This window comes from Rhodanobacter sp. TND4EL1, from assembly GCF_054061035.1.
Genome location: NZ_JBSSDT010000001.1, coordinates 664,725 through 681,380, shown reverse-complemented (window position 1 = coordinate 681,380; position 16,656 = coordinate 664,725). Strand labels below are relative to the sequence as shown.

Here is a 16,656-nt window from a genome sequence, read left to right as displayed (position 1 = left end):
ATGAATGCACTGACCAGCAAACTTGCATTGGCCGCGGCACTTACCAGCGGCCTCGCCTTGGCCGGTTGCGCCACGGGACCGTATGGCAACAACGGCGGATACAACGGTGGCTATCAGTCGCAGCAGGGCAATTACGGCAGCAATGCTCGTTGCCAGTCTTGTGGCGTGGTGCAGGAAGTGCAGCAGGTCTACACCGACGGCAGTAGCGGCAATGGTGGCACCCTGGGTGCCATCATCGGCGCTGTTGCCGGCGGCGTGCTTGGCAATCAGGTGGGCAAGGGTGATGGCCGCAAGGCTGCCACGGTGGCAGGTGCCGTCGCTGGTGGCGTGGTGGGTAACCAGGTCGGCAAGCGCAATGGAGGCAGTGATGTGGCTTTCCGCATCGTCGTTCGGCTGGACAACGGACAGTACGCCACTGTGACGCAGCGGGAAAATCCTGGTGTGCGCAATGGCGACTATGTCGAAGTCCGAGGCGATCACGTCTACGCTCGCTGATCGGTCATGTTTTGAATGGACGTCCGGACGTCCAAATGAAAAGGCCCTCGAAAGAGGGCCTTTTTTGCTATCTTGTTGTTGTTGACGTTTCTGCGCTCAGTTCACGGCGTAGAACGAGTGTTCGCCGATCGTGACGCTGGGTCGGTTGTGCGACCAGGTGGGCGAGATGGCGGTTGTTGCGAAATGATCTGCGCGAGGTACCAGCATGCGACGTTGCGCAACCGGCAATTGCCAATTGTGAAGCGACGTACCCGCCACCTTCCATGCCTTGCTGAAAGCTTCGAGGTTGGTGATCTCGAACGATCCGGGCGTGGTGGTGGTGGCGAACTGGTGAGGGGACGTCACGACCTTGCAGACGGTTTCGCCCCAGCGTCCGCGATCGCGGCGACGCAAGGCCACTTCCGCCACGGCAAGCTGGCCGTTGACGGGTTCACTGCGTGCTTCGAGATACACCGTGGTGGCCAGGCAAGCCTGGTCGGCGACGGGTTGCGGCATCAAGGTAGTCAGCCACAACAGCATGGAAAGTTTCATGTTCTGCCTCCAGCGTGCTGTACACAGGAAGCAGAAGCAGCTTCATGTGCCGTTGCGGTGGACGGGCGGGCAGGCCGTTCCACCTGGATCTGTCGTCATGGCCGAAACTTGTGGACATGGCGCTTTGCCACGGGATTGTGGCGGTCGAGCGACCGTCAGGTCGTTCGGGGGATTTGGTTCTGGTCGGGCCTTGCGCGGCGTTCTTGGCCGTATTGCCTGCGACTGGGCGCACTCGTTGGTTGCGAGGCGTTGTTTCATCCGGCGGTATGGCTGCCGGGTCGCGCCGATTCGGAATTCATCCGGTTCGTCGCGTAAATCGACACCCTCGTGTTCCGGGCGCCGCGATATTCGATCGGCGGAGCCTAGTGGCCGAACGGGCCGCTGGCAAGTGCCGGGGGGTTCAAGTTTAGCCGACGCTCACATTTGGTCGACACGTACCATTCTGAAAATCGTGAAGGGATGGACTGATGTTTCAAGCGGGCCAGGACGAGATGATGCTCAGGGCGATGTTGTCGTTGAACAACACCATGGAACCTTCCTTTGCGGCTGTCGCCACATCATCACGCAATATGACCAGAGCTTCGACGGACGCGTTCGTGATGAGCACGTCGAGCACGCAACCAGCCTCTTCATCATGGGTGCGCAGTGCGTCGCCAGCTTGGGCGGGTTGCGACAATGTGACGCGATGCAAATGTCGCTTGTGTCCGTTGCGGAAATGCATGCGTGCGACGATTTCCTGACCGGGATAGCAACCCTTGTCGACAACCACTGCCTGCAGGCGTTGCAGAGACAAGGCAGGCGGCAAGAATTCGCCGAGGCACGCGTCCGCCAGCCATGGCCAGCCATTGCACAGTTCTGGCGTGCGCCACGCGTCGTCAACGGACCCGCGCGTGACAAGCAGGCTGTGCGATTCGCAGCCCAGTAGCAGCGTGTCGTCGTCCCTGGCATCAGGCACCTCTGTCGTCACTGCTCCGAATGGAAGCGCGGGCCCGGTAGCCAGGCCGCGCGGGGGAAGGGCGTTGATCCGTACTTTTGAGCGAAACACGAAGCGACGCAGCGCCTCGACGATCGATGCGGCGCTGCCGCCACGCAGCAGCAGCAGATAACGGTCCTCCGCGAGTCGCGCAAGATGGAACAGCGCCAGCACGCGTCCCTTGGGATCCAGCCATGCACTGAATTGCCATTGGCGAACCGCAAGCGAGGAGGCCGCGCTGCTGAATTGTGCGTGTGCAAAGGCCGAGGCATCAGGGCCTTCGATCAGCAGGGTTTCGGCGGGAAGTGATATCGTCATGAGGCAGCATGAATGGGGGTGAAGGTGTCGGGACACAAGTACATGGATCAAGGATGCACCCGCTCCACGCGGGCTCGCATGGTTGTACTGCACTGCCGCAAGTATTAACCTTTATCGGCTTACCAAAACCATGTCCAATACCACTTCTCACGCCGAAACCCATCCTGCATCCGTTCCGACGGAGGCCTCTGACGTGCCTGCGGCTACGCCATCGGAAAAGGATTCGTCGGAACGAGCGGCCCCCGATCCCACGCGTTACGGTGACTGGGAAAAGAATGGACGCTGCATCGACTTCTGAACGTTCGCGCCGGCGCTCGTCGCCGTCGTGCAAGGGTCAGGGCAGAGGCGGCATGGACATCAGCGATTCCACACAGGATAGCCGCCATGGCAGACACGCAACGACCGCTCTCACCCCACCTGGGCATCTACAAGAGACAGGTGCAGATGATGACCTCCATCACCCACCGTGCCACCGGCATCGCGCTGGCGGTGGGCACCCTGGTGGTGGTTTGTGGCCTGATGCATCTGGCCACGGGTGAGGAGAGCTTCAACCATTTCAAGAGCATCATCGGCAGCCCGATCGGCATGATTCTGATGCTGGGTTGGAGCTGGGCGCTTTTCTATCATCTGTGCAACGGCATCCGGCATCTGGTGCAGGACGCCGGCGTGGGCTACTCGATTCCCCAGTTCGTGCGTTCCAGCTGGCTGTCGATCATCGGCAGCCTGGTGCTGACGGTGATCGTGTGGGCTTATGTATTGACGGCCGGAGGTGCGGCATGAGCGCCAAGAATGTCGTCGTGAAGGATCGACGCAACCCGTTGAAGATCGCCCGCGGCCTTGGCTCGGCGCAGTCTGGCGTCGAGCACTGGTGGACACAGCGCGTCACCGCCGCCGCACTGGTGCTGCTCGGCATCTGGTTTGTGGTCACCGTGCTGTGTCTGCTGCATGCGGACTACGCCACCGCTCGCGCCACCGTGGCCAAACCGTGGAACGCGCTGCTGCTGATCGCCTTCGTGGTCACCATGTTCTGGCATGCCGTGCTTGGCCTGCAGGTGGTCATCGAGGATTACGTGCATACCCGCTGGAAGGAAGTCATCCTGATGGTGGCGATCAAGTTCCTCGCGGTGCTGGGCGCTCTGGCTGGTGTACTGACCGTGTTGCGCATTGCGCTGACCCCATAAGACAAGACGCGAGGCCAGAGTTCATGGAAAGCTACAAGATTCAGCAACACCTGTATGACGTGATCGTGGTCGGCGCTGGCGGTGCCGGGCTGCGGGCCACCTTCGGTCTGGCCGAAAAGGGCCTCAAGGCCGCGTGCATCACCAAGGTCTTCCCGACGCGTTCGCATACCGTGGCTGCGCAGGGCGGCATCTCAGCCGCGCTCGGCAACATGGGCGAGGATGACTGGCGCTTCCATTTCTACGACACCGTAAAGGGTTCCGACTGGCTCGGTGACCAGGACGCGATCGAGTACATGTGCCGCGAGGCGATCCCTTCGATCATCGAGCTGGAACATTACGGCGTGCCGTTCTCGCGCACCGAGGAAGGCAAGATCTATCAGCGTCCGTTCGGCGGCATGACCACGCATTACGGCAAGGGCACCGCGCAGCGTACCTGCGCCGCGGCCGACCGTACGGGTCACGCGATCCTGCACACGCTCTACCAGCAGGCGCTGGCGCATGACGCCACGTTCTTCATCGAATATTTCGCGATCGACCTGATCTTCGACGCCGAGGGCAACTGCCGCGGCGTGCTCGCCCTGGACATGAACGAGGGCACCCTGCATTTCTTCCGCGGTCACGCGGTGGTGATGGCCACTGGTGGCTACGGTCGCGCCTATTTCAGCGCCACTTCGGCGCATACGTGCACCGGCGACGGCGGCGGCATGGTGTTGCGCGCCGGCCTGGCGTTGCAGGACATGGAGTTCGTGCAGTTCCATCCCACCGGCATCTACGGTGCCGGCTGCCTGATCACCGAAGGCGTGCGCGGCGAAGGTGGTTATCTCACCAACTCCGAGGGCGAGCGCTTCATGGAGCGCTATGCGCCCAGCGCGAAGGACCTCGCCTCGCGTGACGTGGTCAGCCGCGCGATGACGCTGGAGATCCGCGAAGGTCGCGGCGTCGGCGAGCATAAGGACCACATCTTCATCAACCTGATGCACCTGGGTCCGGACGTGATTCACGAGCGTCTGCCGGGCATCGCCGAGTCGGCGCGCATCTTCGCTGGCGTGGACGTGACCAAGCAGCCGATCCCGGTCATTCCGACCGTGCACTACAACATGGGCGGCATTCCCACCAACTACCACGGCGAAGTTGTGCAGAAGCGTGGTGATGACGTCGATGCGGTGGTACCGGGGCTGTTCGCGATCGGCGAGGCAGCTTGCGTGTCCGTGCATGGCGCCAATCGTCTGGGCTCCAACTCGCTGCTCGATCTGGTGGTCTTCGGTCGCGCCGTGGCGCATCGCTGCGCCGAGCTGATCAAGCCGGAGACGCCGCACAGGGACCTGCCGGCCAATGTGCTGGACAAGGCGCTGGCGCGCTTCGATGGTCTGCGCAACGCCAACGGCAGCAAGCCGACCGCGCAGATCCGACTGGAAATGCAGCGCACCATGCAGAGCGATGCGGCGGTGTTCCGCACCGGCAAGACCTTGAAGGAAGGCTGCGAGAAGATCTCCGCCGTGCGTGACTCGTTCAAGGATGTGCGCGTCAGCGACCGTTCGCTGGTGTGGAACTCCGACCTGATCGAGACGCTGGAGCTGGCCAACCTGCTGGATCAGGCGGTTGCCACCATGTACGGCGCCGAGCAGCGCCAGGAAAGCCGAGGTGGCCATGCACGCGAGGATTTCCCCGAGCGCGACGACGTCAACTGGATGAAGCACACCCTGGCGTGGGTCGACGAGGCGGGCAAGCCGCGCTTCGATTACCGTCCCGTGCACATGAATCCGATGACCGACGAGGTCAAGGCCGTACCGCCGGCGAAGCGCGTTTACTGATTCCGCGAGGCGGCTTCGGTCGCATCGCGGCATGGACATCATCAAGTTGCACGGTCGGGGCGCAAGCCCCCGTGCAGAAAGTCGAAGGGTTCAGCACATGGCAGAGTTTTCGCTCCCCAAGAATTCCAAGATCCAGCCGGGCAAGCACTATCCGGCCAAGGATGCGAAGAAGCCCCGTACCTTCCGCATCTATCGCTGGTCACCCGATGACGGGCAGAATCCGCGCATCGACACCTACGAGGTCGACATGGCGTCGTGCGGGCCGATGGTTCTGGACGCACTGCTGAAGATCAAGAACGAGATCGATCCCACGCTGACGTTGCGTCGCTCCTGTCGCGAGGGCATCTGCGGTTCCTGCGCGATGAACATCGACGGCACCAATACGCTGGCCTGCATCTGCGCGGTCGACAGCGTTGCCACGGGCGACGTGAAGATCTACCCGCTGCCGCACATGCCGGTGGTGAAGGATCTGATTCCCGACCTGACGCACTTCTACGCGCAATTCGCGTCGATCAAGCCGTGGATCCGCACGCAAAGCACAGCTCCGGATCGCGAGCGGCTGCAATCGCCGGAAGAGCGCAAGAAGCTCGACGGCCTGTACGAGTGCATTCTGTGCGCTTGCTGCTCCACCAGTTGCCCGAGCTACTGGTGGAATGGTGACAAATATCTCGGCCCGGCGATCCTGCTGCAGGCCTATCGCTGGATCGTCGACAGCCGTGACGAAGCCACCGGCGAACGCCTGGACGATCTGGAAGACCCGTTCAAACTGTATCGCTGCCACACCATCATGAACTGCACGCGCACCTGCCCGAAGGGTCTGAATCCGGCCAAGGCGATCGCGGAGATCAAGAAGCTGATGGTGGAGCGGCGTTCGGCCTGATGCGCCGACATCGTTTTGCCGCGACAGGCCGCCATGTGCGGCCTGTCGCGTTTAGGCGCACAAGTTACACTTTCACGGTCAAGGCTACGGTCGAGTCAATGATGGATGAATCCCGTCTCAAGCGTCTGCGCTGGCGCACCCGCCGCGGCACCCGCGAGCTCGACGCCCTGTTCGGCGGCTGGCTGGACGAACGTTTTGCCGATGCCAACGAAGCGCAGCAACAGGCTTTCGATGAACTGCTCGATGTGCAGGACCCGGACCTGTGGGACTGGGTGATGGGCCACGCGCGGCCTGGGCGGGCGGACTGGCAGGTGATCATCGATGACATCCGCGCCCGCCATCGGCTTTGAATACCGGCCATCGCCGTTCCTGCGCGGCGCGCTGATCCTGCTTGCCGCGCTGGCCTTGCTGGCGACTCTGTCGAGCATGATCCCGTGGTGGTCGAAAGTGTTGCTGGGCGCGTTGGTGCTGTCGGCGACATCGATGGCGCTGCGCCGTCTGGCCGCCGGAGCCGTCGCGGCGGCTGGGTGGAGCGCGGACCAGGCCTGGACCTTGCGGCTGCGCAATCACGAAGATGTTCCCGCGACGCTGGGCTCGTTTCGGGTGCTCGGCGGTTTCATCCTGCTGCGGCTGTGCACCGACGAGCAGGGCGTCCAGGTACTGGTGCTGGGTCCGGACAACAGCGATGCGGACATTCGCCGCCGCCTGCGCATGCGGCTGGCCACGATCCAGCCGGGCGAGGCAGTGCCGCGACTCTGACAGTGCGGCAACTTCCGGCGGTCAGCAGGGTCTGATCGAATACCTGATAATGAACGACCGGGCGGCCTGCCCAGCGATCCCACAAGCGACCCGCCCATGTTCCGACCGTTAGAACTTTTCATCGGCCTGCGTTACACCCGCGCCAAGCGGCGCAACCAGTTCATCTCGTTCATCTCCACCGTATCAATCGTGTGCATCGCGGTCAGCGTGATCGCGCTGATCACGGTGATGTCGGTGATGAACGGATTCGACTATCAGATGCGTTCGCGCATTCTGGGTGCGGTGTCGCATGCCACCGTCTCCGGCATTGGCGAAAGCGTGCAGGACCTGCCTCGCGCGCTGAAGGTCGCGGAAGCCAACCCGCATGTACTCGGCGCGGCACCCTATGTCGAAAGCGAGGCCATGCTCCTGGCGCGGCGCTCCAGCGGCGCAGTGGTGCGCGGCATTGATCCGGCGCAGGAATCGAAAGTGGTCGATATCGGCAAGCACATGCTCGAAGGCAAGCTCAGTGAGCTGACGCCGGGAAGCTGGAACATCGTGCTGGGACGCGAGCTGGCGATGACCCTGGGCGTCGGGGTCGGTGATCGCGTCACCATGGCAGTGCAGCAGTTGCGCGCCACGCCGATGGGCAGCGTGCCGCGCATGCGCAGTTTCCATGTGGTCGGTACGTTCGCGCTGGGCATGGAGCAATTCGACTCAGGCCTGGCGCTGGTCAACATGGGCGATGCCGAGAAGCTCAACGACCTGAGCGGCCCGACCGGCATCCGCCTGAAGCTCGACGATCTCTTCAACGCGCGTCCGGTCGCGCGCGAACTGGCCGACCAGTTGGGCCAGGTGTACCGTGTGCAAACCTGGATGGACACCAACGCAAATCTGTTCGCCGCGCTGTCGATGGAAAAGATGGTGATGTTCATCATCCTGTCGCTGATCATCCTGGTGGCGGTGATCAACCTGGTTTCGATGCTGATGATGCTGGTCACCGACAAGCAGGCCGACATCGCCATCCTGCGCACGCTCGGCGCGACGCCGCGCAGCATCATGGGCATGTTCATGGTGCAGGGCGTGCTGGTGGGCTTCGTCGGTATCGCTTTCGGCGTCGGCTTCGGCTCACTGCTGTCGTGGAAGCTGCCCGGCATCATCAAGTGGATCGAACATACTTTCCATGTGACGTTCCTGTCGCCGGACGTCTACTACATCAGCGAAGTGCCAAGCCGGCTGGACTGGCATGACGTGGGCTGGACGGCCTTGTTGACGTTCGCCTTTTCGCTGCTGGCTACCCTTTACCCCGCGTGGCGCGCTTCGCGCACGCAGCCGGCACAGGCGCTGCGTTATGAATAAGACCGTCATGAACGACAAGAGCGAAAACGTGCTGCGCGCCACTGGCGTAGCCAAGATTTATGCCGAAGGCGGCTTGCGTACCGACGTGCTCGGCGACGTCAGCTTCACCCTGAAGCGCGGCCAGACCATGGCGATCGTGGGTGCCTCGGGCTCGGGCAAGAGCACGCTGCTGCACATCATCGGCGGGCTGGACACGCTGACCGCCGGCGAGGTGGAGGTCGATGGCCGGGTGCTGTCGACACTGTCCGACGCCGAACGCGGCCGCGTGCGCAATCGCTCGCTCGGTTTCATCTACCAGTTCCATCATTTGCTACCGGAATTCACGGCGCTGGAAAACGTGTGCATGCCGCTGCTGATCCGGGGCACGGCGATCGCGCAGGCCGAGCGTGAGGCAGCGGTGCTGCTCGATCGCGTTGGCTTGGGCGGGCGCGCGCACCACAAGCCGTCCGAACTGTCCGGCGGCGAGCGCCAGCGGTGCGCGGTAGCGCGTGCGCTGGTCACGAAGCCTGCCTGCGTGCTGGGCGATGAGCCCACCGGCAACCTGGACGAGGCCAATGCGGCGCAAGTCTACGAGCTGATGCTGGAGCTCAACCGCGAGATCGGCACCAGTTTCGTGCTGGTCACCCACGACCCGCGCCTCGCCGCGAAGATGGACCGCACCCTCGTGTTGCACAACGGCAGCCTGCAGGAAGCTCCGCGCGGTTGAGCCTGCCCTTGCTGCAGGGCGCGCGTTGGGGCAGTCTTTTCCGGCGCGCGCCTACACGTTTTTCATCTTCGCCGCCGAGCTCTCCGCGCTAGGCTCGAATCCTTCCAGGAAGGAACGGGGCGGGGCATGGGGCGACTCACGGCGATCAGCGCGGCGCTGGCCTTGTTGCTTGGCGTGCTGGTGGTGCAATGGCTGCCGCAACTTCCGTCGCGCGGGTGGTTGGCGCTTTCGCTGCCAATGTTGATCGTGCTGGCCTGGCGTTGTCCGCGCTGGCGCTGGCTGGCCTGCCTGCTGTTCGGCATGACATGGGCCGCCTGGCATGGCGGCATGGCGATGGAGGCGCGCCTGCCTCGGGCGCTCGAGGGCGTCGACCTTGCGGTGACCGGCACGATAGCGGACCTGCCACTGGCCCATCCCGATGCCAGCCGTTTCACCTTGCGCGTCGAGCGCACCACGCTGGATGGCCAGCCGGTCGCGTTGCGTGGCCGGGTTACCGTGTCCTGGTATGACGATGCGCCGCCGCTGCGGCCGTGTTCGCGCTGGCGGCTCACCCTGCGCCTGAAGCGGCCGCGTGGATTGATGGATCCCGGAGCTGCCGACAGCGAGCGTTCCGCCCTGGAGCGACGCATCGTGGCGACCGGTTACGTGCGCGATGATCCGGACAACAAGTTGCTGGACGGCCCACAAGTAGGCCGGCGCTGGTGTATCAATGTGGTTCGCGATGCAGTCGCGCGCGGCATCGCCGAGCGGGTCGATGACCACCACGATGCCACGTTGCTGCAGGCCTTCGCGGTGGGCGATACGCGCGGCTTGCGGCAGCAGGACTGGGCGGTGGCACGCGCCAATGGCGTATCGCACTTGATCGCGATCTCCGGTTTCCATGTCGGCGTGGCTGCGGTGTTCGGCATCTGGCTGGCGCTCTTGCTCTATGCGCTCTGGCCGGGCCTGGGCCTGCATGTGCCGCGCCCGCAAGCGCAGGCTGCGGCGGCTCTGCTGGTGGCGGGAATCTACAGCGCATTGGCCGGCTTCGGCCTGCCGACGGTGCGCACCTTGCTGATGATTGCGGTGGTGGCATTGGCTCGGTGCAGCCGGCGAGGCAGCAGTGGTGCGCAGTCCCTGGCGCTGGCAATGATCGCCATCCTGCTGGTTGATCCGCTGGCGGTACTGGCGGCCGGCTTCTGGTTGTCCTTCGTCGGCGTGGGCTTTTTGATGCTGTGCCTGCAAGCGCGAGGACGTGGCCTGCGAGCGTTTCTGCACGAACTGTCGGCGGGCCAGTTGGTGATGACGGTGGCCTTGCTGCCGCTGACCATGTGGTTCTTTGGCCAGGCCTCGCTGGTTGGTGCACTGTCGAATCTGGTCGCGGTGCCTCTGGTCAGTTTCGTGATCGTGCCGGGTGCATTGTTCGGCATGCTGATGTTGGCACTGTGCCCGCCGCTGGCCGCACCGGTGTTGTGGCTGGCTGCGCGAATCGCGCATGCGCAGTGGTGGCTGCTGGAACAAATGGCGACCTGGCCGGGCGCGCACTGGTACCTGCCGGCGGTGCAGCCGTACGCCTTGCTGCTGGCGGTGCTGGGCGCGCTGTGGTTGTTCATGCCCCGTGGCGTGCCATTGCGCTGGTTGGGTCTGTTGTTGTTCCTGCCGTTGCTGCGGCCACCGTTGTCGTCGCCGGCGGAAGGCGCGTTCCAGATGTGGGCGCTGGATGTCGGGCAGGGTCTGTCGGTTTTGCTGCGTACGCGCGATCACGTGCTGGTCTACGACGCGGGTGCCCGTTATCCGTCGGGGTTCGACCTGGGCGAGGCGGCCGTATTGCCCTCAATGCATGCACTTGGCATTACCAGACTGGATATGCTGATGATCAGTCATGGCGACAATGACCACGCCGGCGGTGCCCAGACGGTTGCGGAGGCGTTCCCGCAAGCCACTCGCTACGCGGGCGAGCCGACGCGCATGCGCGTGCCGATGCAGCAATGTGCGGTCGGTCAGGCATGGACCTGGAACGGTGTGCATTTTCGCGTGTTGAGTCCGACCCGGGACGGAGGCGGCCGCGACAACGACAGCTCCTGTGTGCTGCTGGTGGAGGGCAGGTCCGGCCGGCTGCTGCTGACCGGTGACATCAGTTCCGCGGTGGAGCCGCGGGTGGCAGCAGCGCTGGGCAGCGGTCCGCCAACAGTGCTGCTGGTGCCGCATCACGGCAGCAAGACCTCATCCAGCGCCGACTTCATTGCTGCCACAAGGCCTTCCATCGCTATCGTTTCGGCGGGTTGGCACAACCGTTTCGGTCATCCGAAGCCGGAGATTGTCGCGCGATACGCCGCCGCCAACGTGCCGTTGCTCAACACGGCGGTGGAAGGTGCCATGGCGCTGGATTTTCCGGAGAACGCCGCGCCACGCCGCCAGCCGGGCTGGCGTCTGCAACACTCGCGTTACTGGCGCGAGTGAGGAATGCCACGCTTGCCGCAGTACGACCGGGTCAGACTGCTATCATGCGCGCTTCCTGTCAGGTCGCATATTGGGGTCGAAAAGTGCTGGAAATTCTGATGGCTGGCGGTTGGGCGATGGTGCCCATCCTGATCTGCTCGGCGGTCGCTCTGGCGATCGTGCTGGAACGTTGCTGGACGCTGCGCCGCAAATCCGTGCTGCCGCCCGGCCTGGGTGAGGAAGTGCGCCAGTGGGCGCGCGCGGGGCAGCTCGACCCGAAGCATCTCGACACGCTGGCCAGCGGCTCGCCGCTGGGCGAACTGCTGGCCGCAGCGCTGGCCGTGCGCCGGCAGCCGCGCGAGATCATCAAGGAGCGCATCGAGGACACCGGGCGACATGTCGTGCACCGGATGGAGCGTTACCTCAATACGCTGGGCACGATCGCGCTGATCGGGCCGCTGCTGGGTCTGTTTGGCACCGTGATCGGCCTGATCCGCATGTTCATGGAAGTGATGGCCGGCGGCATTGGCGACCCGGCCAAGATGGCTGGTGGCATCGGCGAGGCATTGATCTGCACGGCCTCGGGCCTCACCGTGGCCATTCCGGCGTACGTGTTGCACCGTTACTTCCGTTCACGCGTGGCCGGTTATTGCGTGGACATGGAAAAGCAGGCGACCGCCTTGCTCGACGAGCTGACGCTCACGCCGGCCAACGCCGCCAACGCCGCCAGCGCGGCCAGCGCGGCCAGCGTGCCCGCACGACCGCGCCGCGCGCCGGCGCCGACCGCGCCCGGCGTGGGCTGAGCCCTACCGATGCGTATCAGTAACGACCGCCGGGGTGACGACTTCGAGATCAACGTGATTCCGTTGATCGACGTGTTGCTGACCCTGCTGATGTTCTTCGTGCTCACCAGCACCTTCATCCAGCATTCCCGCCTGCAGGTCACCTTGCCGCAGGCGAGCACGCAGGATCGCGACCTGAACACCCAGGCGCTGACGATCATGATCGACCACGATGGACGTTTCTTCGTGGGCAGCGATGAAGTGATGGGCGAAGGCATTGAGGCGCTGAAGCAGACCATTGCGCGCAATGCCGGCAACGACCGCGACCGGCCGGTGACGATCCGCGCCGACGCGATGACGCCGAACCAGAACGTGGTCACCGCGATGGATGCGCTGGGCCAGCTCGGCTTTACCCGGCTGTCGATCGCGACCACGCCGACCAAGCCGGCCGCAGCGCGGTGAGCAAGGGCAAGGTCAGCTTGTGGGACGCTGAAAGCCGGCGCGTCTATGGTCGACTGCTTGGCTACACGCGGCGCTATTGGGCGGTGGGCCTGGTGGCCCTGGTCGGCATGGCAGTGGACGGTGGCGGCTTGGCCGTGTTCACCAATTTGCTGCGACCGATGTTTGACGATCTGTTTCTCCACCAGGACCCGTATCTGATCTTCTGGATGCCGATCTGGATCATCGCGATCTTCGGCCTGCGTGGCATCGGTACGTTCGTCAGCAACTATGGCATTGCCTACATCGGGCGCAACATCGTGCAGTCGATCCAGCACGACGTGTTCGCGTCGTACCTGCGCCTGCCGGCGACCTTCTTCGGCCGCGAACCGTCGGGCCAGCAGATTTCGCGAATCACCTATACCAGCGAACAAGTGGCTTCGGCCTCGACCGACGCGGTGAAAGTGGCGGTGACCGAGGGCGTCACCGTGATCGGCATGTTCTACGTGATGCTGCACAACAGCGCTTATCTCACGTTGACCTTGTTGGTCATGATTCCGCCGATCGTGCTGATCGCTACCGTGGTCAGCAAGCGCTATCGCCTGATCAGCCGGCGCATCCAGGGCATGATGGGCTCAGTGACCGGTACGGTGGAGGAATCAGTAGGCGCGCATCGGGAAGTGCGCATCTACGGTGGCCAGCAACATGAGGCCGGGCGCTTCGACGCAGTGACCCACAGCGCGCGCCGATTGAACCTGAAGATCGCCGCGACCAGCGCGTTGTCCAGCACCGCGATCCAGACCGTCGCCGCCTTTGCGCTGGCGGCACTGGTGTTTCTGGGCACCCGGCCGGGCGTGATCGACCAGATCAGCTCGGGTGTGTTCATTGCGGTACTGACCGCGATGGGCGCGATGATGCCGTCACTGAAGCGTCTGACCCAGGTGCAGGCAAACATCCAGCGCGGCGTGTCGGCCGCCGAAGACCTGTTCAAAGTCATCGACCTGCCGCCGGAAGTGGACCAGGGCAAGCGCGAGTTGGCACGCACCCGCGGCGACCTGCATTTCGATGGCGTGCGCCTCACCTATCCAGGCAGCGATGACGAGGCGCTGCGTGGGGTCGACCTGGTGTGTGCACCAGGCACGGTAACGGCCCTGGTCGGCCGTTCCGGTAGTGGCAAGAGCAGCCTGGTCAGTCTGCTGCCGAGGTTCTACGAACCCAGCAGCGGGCGCATCGTGCTTGATGGTGCGAACTACGAGGAATACACACTGGCCTCGTTGCGTCGGCAGATCGCCTGGGTCGGCCAGAGCGTGGTGTTGTTCGACGATACCGTGGCCAACAACATCGCCTATGGCGAACTGGCCGGTGCCAGCGAGGCCGACATTGTCGCCGCCGCGGAAGCAGCCAATGCGATGGAATTCATCGCGCGCCTGCCGCAGGGCATCCACACCCGCATCGGGCAGAGTGGCAACACGCTTTCCGGCGGCCAGCGCCAGCGCATCGCGATTGCCCGCGCCATTCTCAAGAACGCGCCGATCCTGGTGCTGGACGAAGCCACCAGCGCGCTCGATACCGAATCGGAGCAGCTGATCCAGCAGGCTCTGCAGCGGCTGATGCGCGATCGCACCACCCTGGTGATCGCCCATCGTCTGTCCACCGTCGAAGGCGCGGACCAGATCGCGGTGATGGATCAGGGACGCATCATCGAGCGTGGCAAGCATGCCGAGCTGATCGAGCTCAACGGCCAATACGCGGCGCTGCATCGCATGCAGTTCCACGACCATGCGGTCGAACAGGCTGGCGACTGAGGAGCGGGCATGGCGCTGATCGATACGCTCGAATCAGCCTGGTACGGCAACGGTCGCGCACCGTGGTGGGCGGCCCCGCTGGCTGGTTTGTACGGGGCTGCCATGCGGCTGCGGGCATTACTGTTTCGACGCGGTATGTTGCGCAGCGTGCGACTGCCCGCGCCCGTCGTGGTGATCGGCAACCTGACGGTCGGCGGGACGGGCAAGACGCCGCTGACGATGGCTGTGGTCGAGGCACTGCGTGAGCGGGGACTTCGCCCGGGTGTGGTCAGCCGCGGCTATGGCGGCACGCAGCGCGAGCCGATCCTGCTTGGTGATGCGCCCGATCCGGCCCGGGTGGGCGACGAGCCCTGCCTGATCCATGCCGGCGGCGTGCCGGTCGCGGTGGGGCGGGATCGACCCGCCGCGGCCCGGCTGTTGCTTGATGCCGGCTGCAATGTCGTGATCGCCGACGACGGGCTGCAGCACTATCGACTGGCGCGCGATGTGGAAATCTGCGTGATCGATGGCGTGCGTCGTTTCGGCAATCGACGTTTGCTGCCCGCCGGCCCATTGCGCGAACCGATCGAGCGGCTGCAGCGCGTTGACTTGCGCGTGTGCAATGGCGGTACCGTCGAGCCCGGTGAGTATCCGATGCAGCTGCACGGTGGCGAGGTGGTCGGCTTGCGGGACGGACATCGCCAGCCGCTGGCGGCATTTCGTGGTCAGCGCGTCCATGCCGTGGCGGCGATCGGCCATCCGCGGCGATTCTTCGACAGCTTGCGCGAGGCGGGAATCGAGGTGCTTGAGCACCCGTTTGCCGATCACCACGCTTTCCTTCCGGAGGACCTGGCATTCGCTGACGCTTTGCCGGTACTGATGACCGACAAGGACGCCGTCAAATGCACCGGATTTGCCCGGCCGGGCTGGTTCCGTGTGCCGGTACGCGGTCAGTTGCCGGCAGCGTTCTTTGACACGCTTACCGCACGGGTCGAGGCAGCGCTACACCGGCATTGATTCGCCGGCTATCCACAGTTCGCGCAGCAGCTGTCCACTGATCCAGTAACAAAGTTCCGCCGGCTGCTTCGCATGCCACACCGCCAAGTCGGCGCGCTGACCTGGCGCAAGCGTGCCTCGGTCATGCAGTCCGAGCGCGCGCGCCGCGTTCACGGTGACGCCGCGTAGCGCTTCTTCCGGGGTCATGCGGAACAAGGTGCAAGCCATGCCGGCGGCCATGCGCAGCGACAGCAAGGGCGACGTACCCGGGTTGCAATCGGTGGCAATGGCAATCGGTACGCGATGATCACGCAGTGCTGTCAGCGGCGGCAGCTTCGTTTCGCGCAGGGCATAGAACGCGCCGGGCAGCAGCACGGCGACCGTGCCGGCGGCGGCCATCGCACGCACGCCAGCGTCGCTGAGGTACTCCAGATGATCCGCGGACAGTCCACCGTATTCCGCCACCAGTGCGGCCCCGTCCAGATCGGACAGTTGCTCGGCGTGCAGCTTTGCCGGCAGGCCGAGTTGCCTTGCGCGCTCGAACACCCGGCGGGTTTCCTCGCGGCTGAAACCGATACCCTCGCAGAACGCGTCGACAGCATCCACCAGGCCTTCGGCCGCCAGCGCCGGGAGCATGTCGTCACAAACCAGGGCCACATACTCGTCGCGTCGCTCCCGGTATTCCGGTGGCAACGCGTGCAAGCCGAGAAAGGTGGTGCGTACGTTGATGCCCAGTTCGCGGCCGATCCTGCGAGCAACGCGCAGCATGCGTCGTTCGCTGTCCAGTTCGAGCCCGTAGCCGGACTTGATCTCCATCGTGGTCACGCCGTCGGCCCGCAGCGCACGGGCGCGGGGGAGTGACTGGGCGAGCAGTTGCTCTTCGCTGGCAGCCCGAGTCGCCTTGACGCTGGACGCGATGCCGCCGCCGGCGCGGGCAATCTCCTCGTAACTGACACCATTCAGGCGCAGGTCGAATTCGTGGGCGCGATCGCCACCGAACACCAGATGGGTGTGGCAATCGATCAAGCCGGGCGTCACCAGCGCACCATCGAGCGAATGCACCGTCTCGGCCAGCAAGGTGGGCTCACCGGGCAGGTCGTTCATGCGTCCAAGCCAGGCGATGCGACCGTTCTGCATCGCGAGCGCGGCGTGTTCAATCAAGCCGTACGGCGCATTACCCGCGAATGTCGCGAGCGTCGCGTTGATCAGCAAGGTGTCCCAGTGGGGGTGACTCATGACGGCACTC

Annotated in this window: 18 protein-coding genes; 15 read left to right on the top strand and 3 right to left on the bottom strand. The window is 64.3% G+C overall.

Features of this window, described 5'->3' with window-relative positions; translation table 11 throughout:
• Window positions 1-495, top strand: coding sequence for a glycine zipper 2TM domain-containing protein (locus ACVWWQ_RS03170; RefSeq protein ID WP_133950029.1), 495 nt, complete (start codon window positions 1-3; stop codon window positions 493-495).
• Window positions 496-591: 96 nt separating this feature from the next.
• Here ACVWWQ_RS03170 and ACVWWQ_RS03165 read toward each other — a convergent pair whose 3' ends face one another.
• Both ACVWWQ_RS03165 and ygfZ read right to left on the bottom strand, forming a co-directional pair.
• Window positions 592-1,026 carry a cell wall hydrolase gene (locus ACVWWQ_RS03165; RefSeq protein WP_457383297.1) on the bottom strand — a complete coding sequence of 145 codons (435 nt, stop codon included), beginning with the start codon at window positions 1,024-1,026 and terminating at the stop codon, window positions 592-594.
• 472 nt (window positions 1,027-1,498) lie between these two features.
• A complete protein-coding gene (gene ygfZ / locus ACVWWQ_RS03160) occupies window positions 1,499-2,173 on the bottom strand; it encodes a CAF17-like 4Fe-4S cluster assembly/insertion protein YgfZ (protein ID WP_457383296.1) in 675 nt (224 codons plus the stop codon).
• Window positions 2,174-2,447: 274 nt separating this feature from the next.
• On the opposite strand from ygfZ, the gene ACVWWQ_RS03155 reads away from it, so the two are divergent.
• The 14 genes from ACVWWQ_RS03155 to lpxK all read left to right on the top strand — a co-directional run bounded on the left by ACVWWQ_RS03155 (window position 2,448) and on the right by lpxK (window position 15,431).
• Complete coding sequence (locus ACVWWQ_RS03155; protein WP_099651948.1) at window positions 2,448-2,615, top strand: DUF1674 domain-containing protein; 168 nt, start codon at window positions 2,448-2,450, stop codon at window positions 2,613-2,615.
• A gap of 86 nt (window positions 2,616-2,701) precedes the next feature.
• On the top strand, window positions 2,702-3,097 hold the full coding sequence (gene sdhC / locus ACVWWQ_RS03150) for a succinate dehydrogenase, cytochrome b556 subunit (RefSeq protein ID WP_099651949.1): 396 nt from the start codon (window positions 2,702-2,704) through the stop codon (window positions 3,095-3,097).
• The gene (sdhD, locus tag ACVWWQ_RS03145) at window positions 3,094-3,498 is read left to right on the top strand and encodes a succinate dehydrogenase, hydrophobic membrane anchor protein (protein WP_133950031.1); all 405 of its coding nucleotides are present in this window, start codon (window positions 3,094-3,096) and stop codon (window positions 3,496-3,498) included. The genes sdhC and sdhD overlap by 4 nt, the downstream gene beginning before the upstream one ends.
• A 23-nt stretch (window positions 3,499-3,521) precedes the next feature.
• Window positions 3,522-5,309, top strand: coding sequence for a succinate dehydrogenase flavoprotein subunit (gene sdhA / locus ACVWWQ_RS03140; protein WP_133950033.1), 1,788 nt, complete (start codon window positions 3,522-3,524; stop codon window positions 5,307-5,309).
• 97 nt (window positions 5,310-5,406) lie between these two features.
• Complete coding sequence (locus tag ACVWWQ_RS03135) at window positions 5,407-6,189, top strand: succinate dehydrogenase iron-sulfur subunit (RefSeq protein WP_099651952.1); 783 nt, start codon at window positions 5,407-5,409, stop codon at window positions 6,187-6,189.
• 101 nt (window positions 6,190-6,290) lie between these two features.
• Complete coding sequence (locus tag ACVWWQ_RS03130) at window positions 6,291-6,539, top strand: FAD assembly factor SdhE (RefSeq protein ID WP_133950035.1); 249 nt, start codon at window positions 6,291-6,293, stop codon at window positions 6,537-6,539.
• Window positions 6,511-6,948 (top strand): protein YgfX, encoded by a 438-nt coding sequence (locus tag ACVWWQ_RS03125; RefSeq protein WP_133950037.1) that lies wholly within the window; start codon window positions 6,511-6,513, stop codon window positions 6,946-6,948. Before ACVWWQ_RS03130 ends, ACVWWQ_RS03125 begins: the two co-directional genes overlap by 29 nt.
• A gap of 96 nt (window positions 6,949-7,044) precedes the next feature.
• Window positions 7,045-8,286 carry a lipoprotein-releasing ABC transporter permease subunit gene (locus ACVWWQ_RS03120; RefSeq protein ID WP_133950039.1) on the top strand — a complete coding sequence of 414 codons (1,242 nt, stop codon included), beginning with the start codon at window positions 7,045-7,047 and terminating at the stop codon, window positions 8,284-8,286.
• Window positions 8,279-8,992: a lipoprotein-releasing ABC transporter ATP-binding protein LolD gene (gene lolD, locus ACVWWQ_RS03115; RefSeq protein ID WP_457383295.1), complete on the top strand. Its 714-nt coding sequence runs from the start codon at window positions 8,279-8,281 to the stop codon at window positions 8,990-8,992. Before ACVWWQ_RS03120 ends, lolD begins: the two co-directional genes overlap by 8 nt.
• Window positions 8,993-9,118: 126 nt before the next feature.
• The gene (locus tag ACVWWQ_RS03110; RefSeq protein WP_133950041.1) at window positions 9,119-11,431 is read left to right on the top strand and encodes a DNA internalization-related competence protein ComEC/Rec2; all 2,313 of its coding nucleotides are present in this window, start codon (window positions 9,119-9,121) and stop codon (window positions 11,429-11,431) included.
• Window positions 11,432-11,529: 98 nt separating this feature from the next.
• Window positions 11,530-12,213 (top strand): MotA/TolQ/ExbB proton channel family protein, encoded by a 684-nt coding sequence (locus tag ACVWWQ_RS03105; protein WP_133950043.1) that lies wholly within the window; start codon window positions 11,530-11,532, stop codon window positions 12,211-12,213.
• 9 nt (window positions 12,214-12,222) lie between these two features.
• On the top strand, window positions 12,223-12,654 hold the full coding sequence (locus ACVWWQ_RS03100; protein ID WP_099651959.1) for an ExbD/TolR family protein: 432 nt from the start codon (window positions 12,223-12,225) through the stop codon (window positions 12,652-12,654).
• Complete coding sequence (msbA, locus tag ACVWWQ_RS03095) at window positions 12,651-14,435, top strand: lipid A export permease/ATP-binding protein MsbA (protein ID WP_133950045.1); 1,785 nt, start codon at window positions 12,651-12,653, stop codon at window positions 14,433-14,435. Before ACVWWQ_RS03100 ends, msbA begins: the two co-directional genes overlap by 4 nt.
• A 9-nt stretch (window positions 14,436-14,444) precedes the next feature.
• Entirely contained in the window at window positions 14,445-15,431 is a 987-nt protein-coding gene (gene lpxK / locus ACVWWQ_RS03090) for a tetraacyldisaccharide 4'-kinase (protein ID WP_133950047.1), read from the top strand.
• Here the strand turns inward: lpxK and hutI are convergent.
• Window positions 15,417-16,646 (bottom strand): imidazolonepropionase, encoded by a 1,230-nt coding sequence (hutI, locus tag ACVWWQ_RS03085; protein WP_133950049.1) that lies wholly within the window; start codon window positions 16,644-16,646, stop codon window positions 15,417-15,419. The genes lpxK and hutI overlap by 15 nt on opposite strands.
• Window positions 16,647-16,656: the final 10 nt, after the last annotated feature.

Excerpts from the sequence above, each read along its gene's own strand:
- ACVWWQ_RS03170 (WP_133950029.1), top strand. The coding sequence starts at position 1 with ATGAATGCACTGACCAGCAAACTTGCATTGGCCGCGGCACTTACCAGC.
- ACVWWQ_RS03165 (WP_457383297.1), bottom strand. The coding sequence starts at position 1,026 with ATGAAACTTTCCATGCTGTTGTGGCTGACTACCTTGATGCCGCAACCC.
- ACVWWQ_RS03155 (WP_099651948.1), top strand. The coding sequence starts at position 2,448 with ATGTCCAATACCACTTCTCACGCCGAAACCCATCCTGCATCCGTTCCG.
- sdhC (WP_099651949.1), top strand. The coding sequence starts at position 2,702 with ATGGCAGACACGCAACGACCGCTCTCACCCCACCTGGGCATCTACAAG.
- sdhD (WP_133950031.1), top strand. The coding sequence starts at position 3,094 with ATGAGCGCCAAGAATGTCGTCGTGAAGGATCGACGCAACCCGTTGAAG.
- sdhA (WP_133950033.1), top strand. The coding sequence starts at position 3,522 with ATGGAAAGCTACAAGATTCAGCAACACCTGTATGACGTGATCGTGGTC.
- ACVWWQ_RS03135 (WP_099651952.1), top strand. The coding sequence starts at position 5,407 with ATGGCAGAGTTTTCGCTCCCCAAGAATTCCAAGATCCAGCCGGGCAAG.
- ACVWWQ_RS03130 (WP_133950035.1), top strand. The coding sequence starts at position 6,291 with ATGGATGAATCCCGTCTCAAGCGTCTGCGCTGGCGCACCCGCCGCGGC.
- ACVWWQ_RS03125 (WP_133950037.1), top strand. The coding sequence starts at position 6,511 with ATGACATCCGCGCCCGCCATCGGCTTTGAATACCGGCCATCGCCGTTC.
- ACVWWQ_RS03120 (WP_133950039.1), top strand. The coding sequence starts at position 7,045 with ATGTTCCGACCGTTAGAACTTTTCATCGGCCTGCGTTACACCCGCGCC.
- lolD (WP_457383295.1), top strand. The coding sequence starts at position 8,279 with ATGAATAAGACCGTCATGAACGACAAGAGCGAAAACGTGCTGCGCGCC.
- ACVWWQ_RS03110 (WP_133950041.1), top strand. The coding sequence starts at position 9,119 with ATGGGGCGACTCACGGCGATCAGCGCGGCGCTGGCCTTGTTGCTTGGC.
- ACVWWQ_RS03105 (WP_133950043.1), top strand. The coding sequence starts at position 11,530 with ATGGCTGGCGGTTGGGCGATGGTGCCCATCCTGATCTGCTCGGCGGTC.
- ACVWWQ_RS03100 (WP_099651959.1), top strand. The coding sequence starts at position 12,223 with ATGCGTATCAGTAACGACCGCCGGGGTGACGACTTCGAGATCAACGTG.
- lpxK (WP_133950047.1), top strand. The coding sequence starts at position 14,445 with ATGGCGCTGATCGATACGCTCGAATCAGCCTGGTACGGCAACGGTCGC.
- hutI (WP_133950049.1), bottom strand. The coding sequence starts at position 16,646 with ATGAGTCACCCCCACTGGGACACCTTGCTGATCAACGCGACGCTCGCG.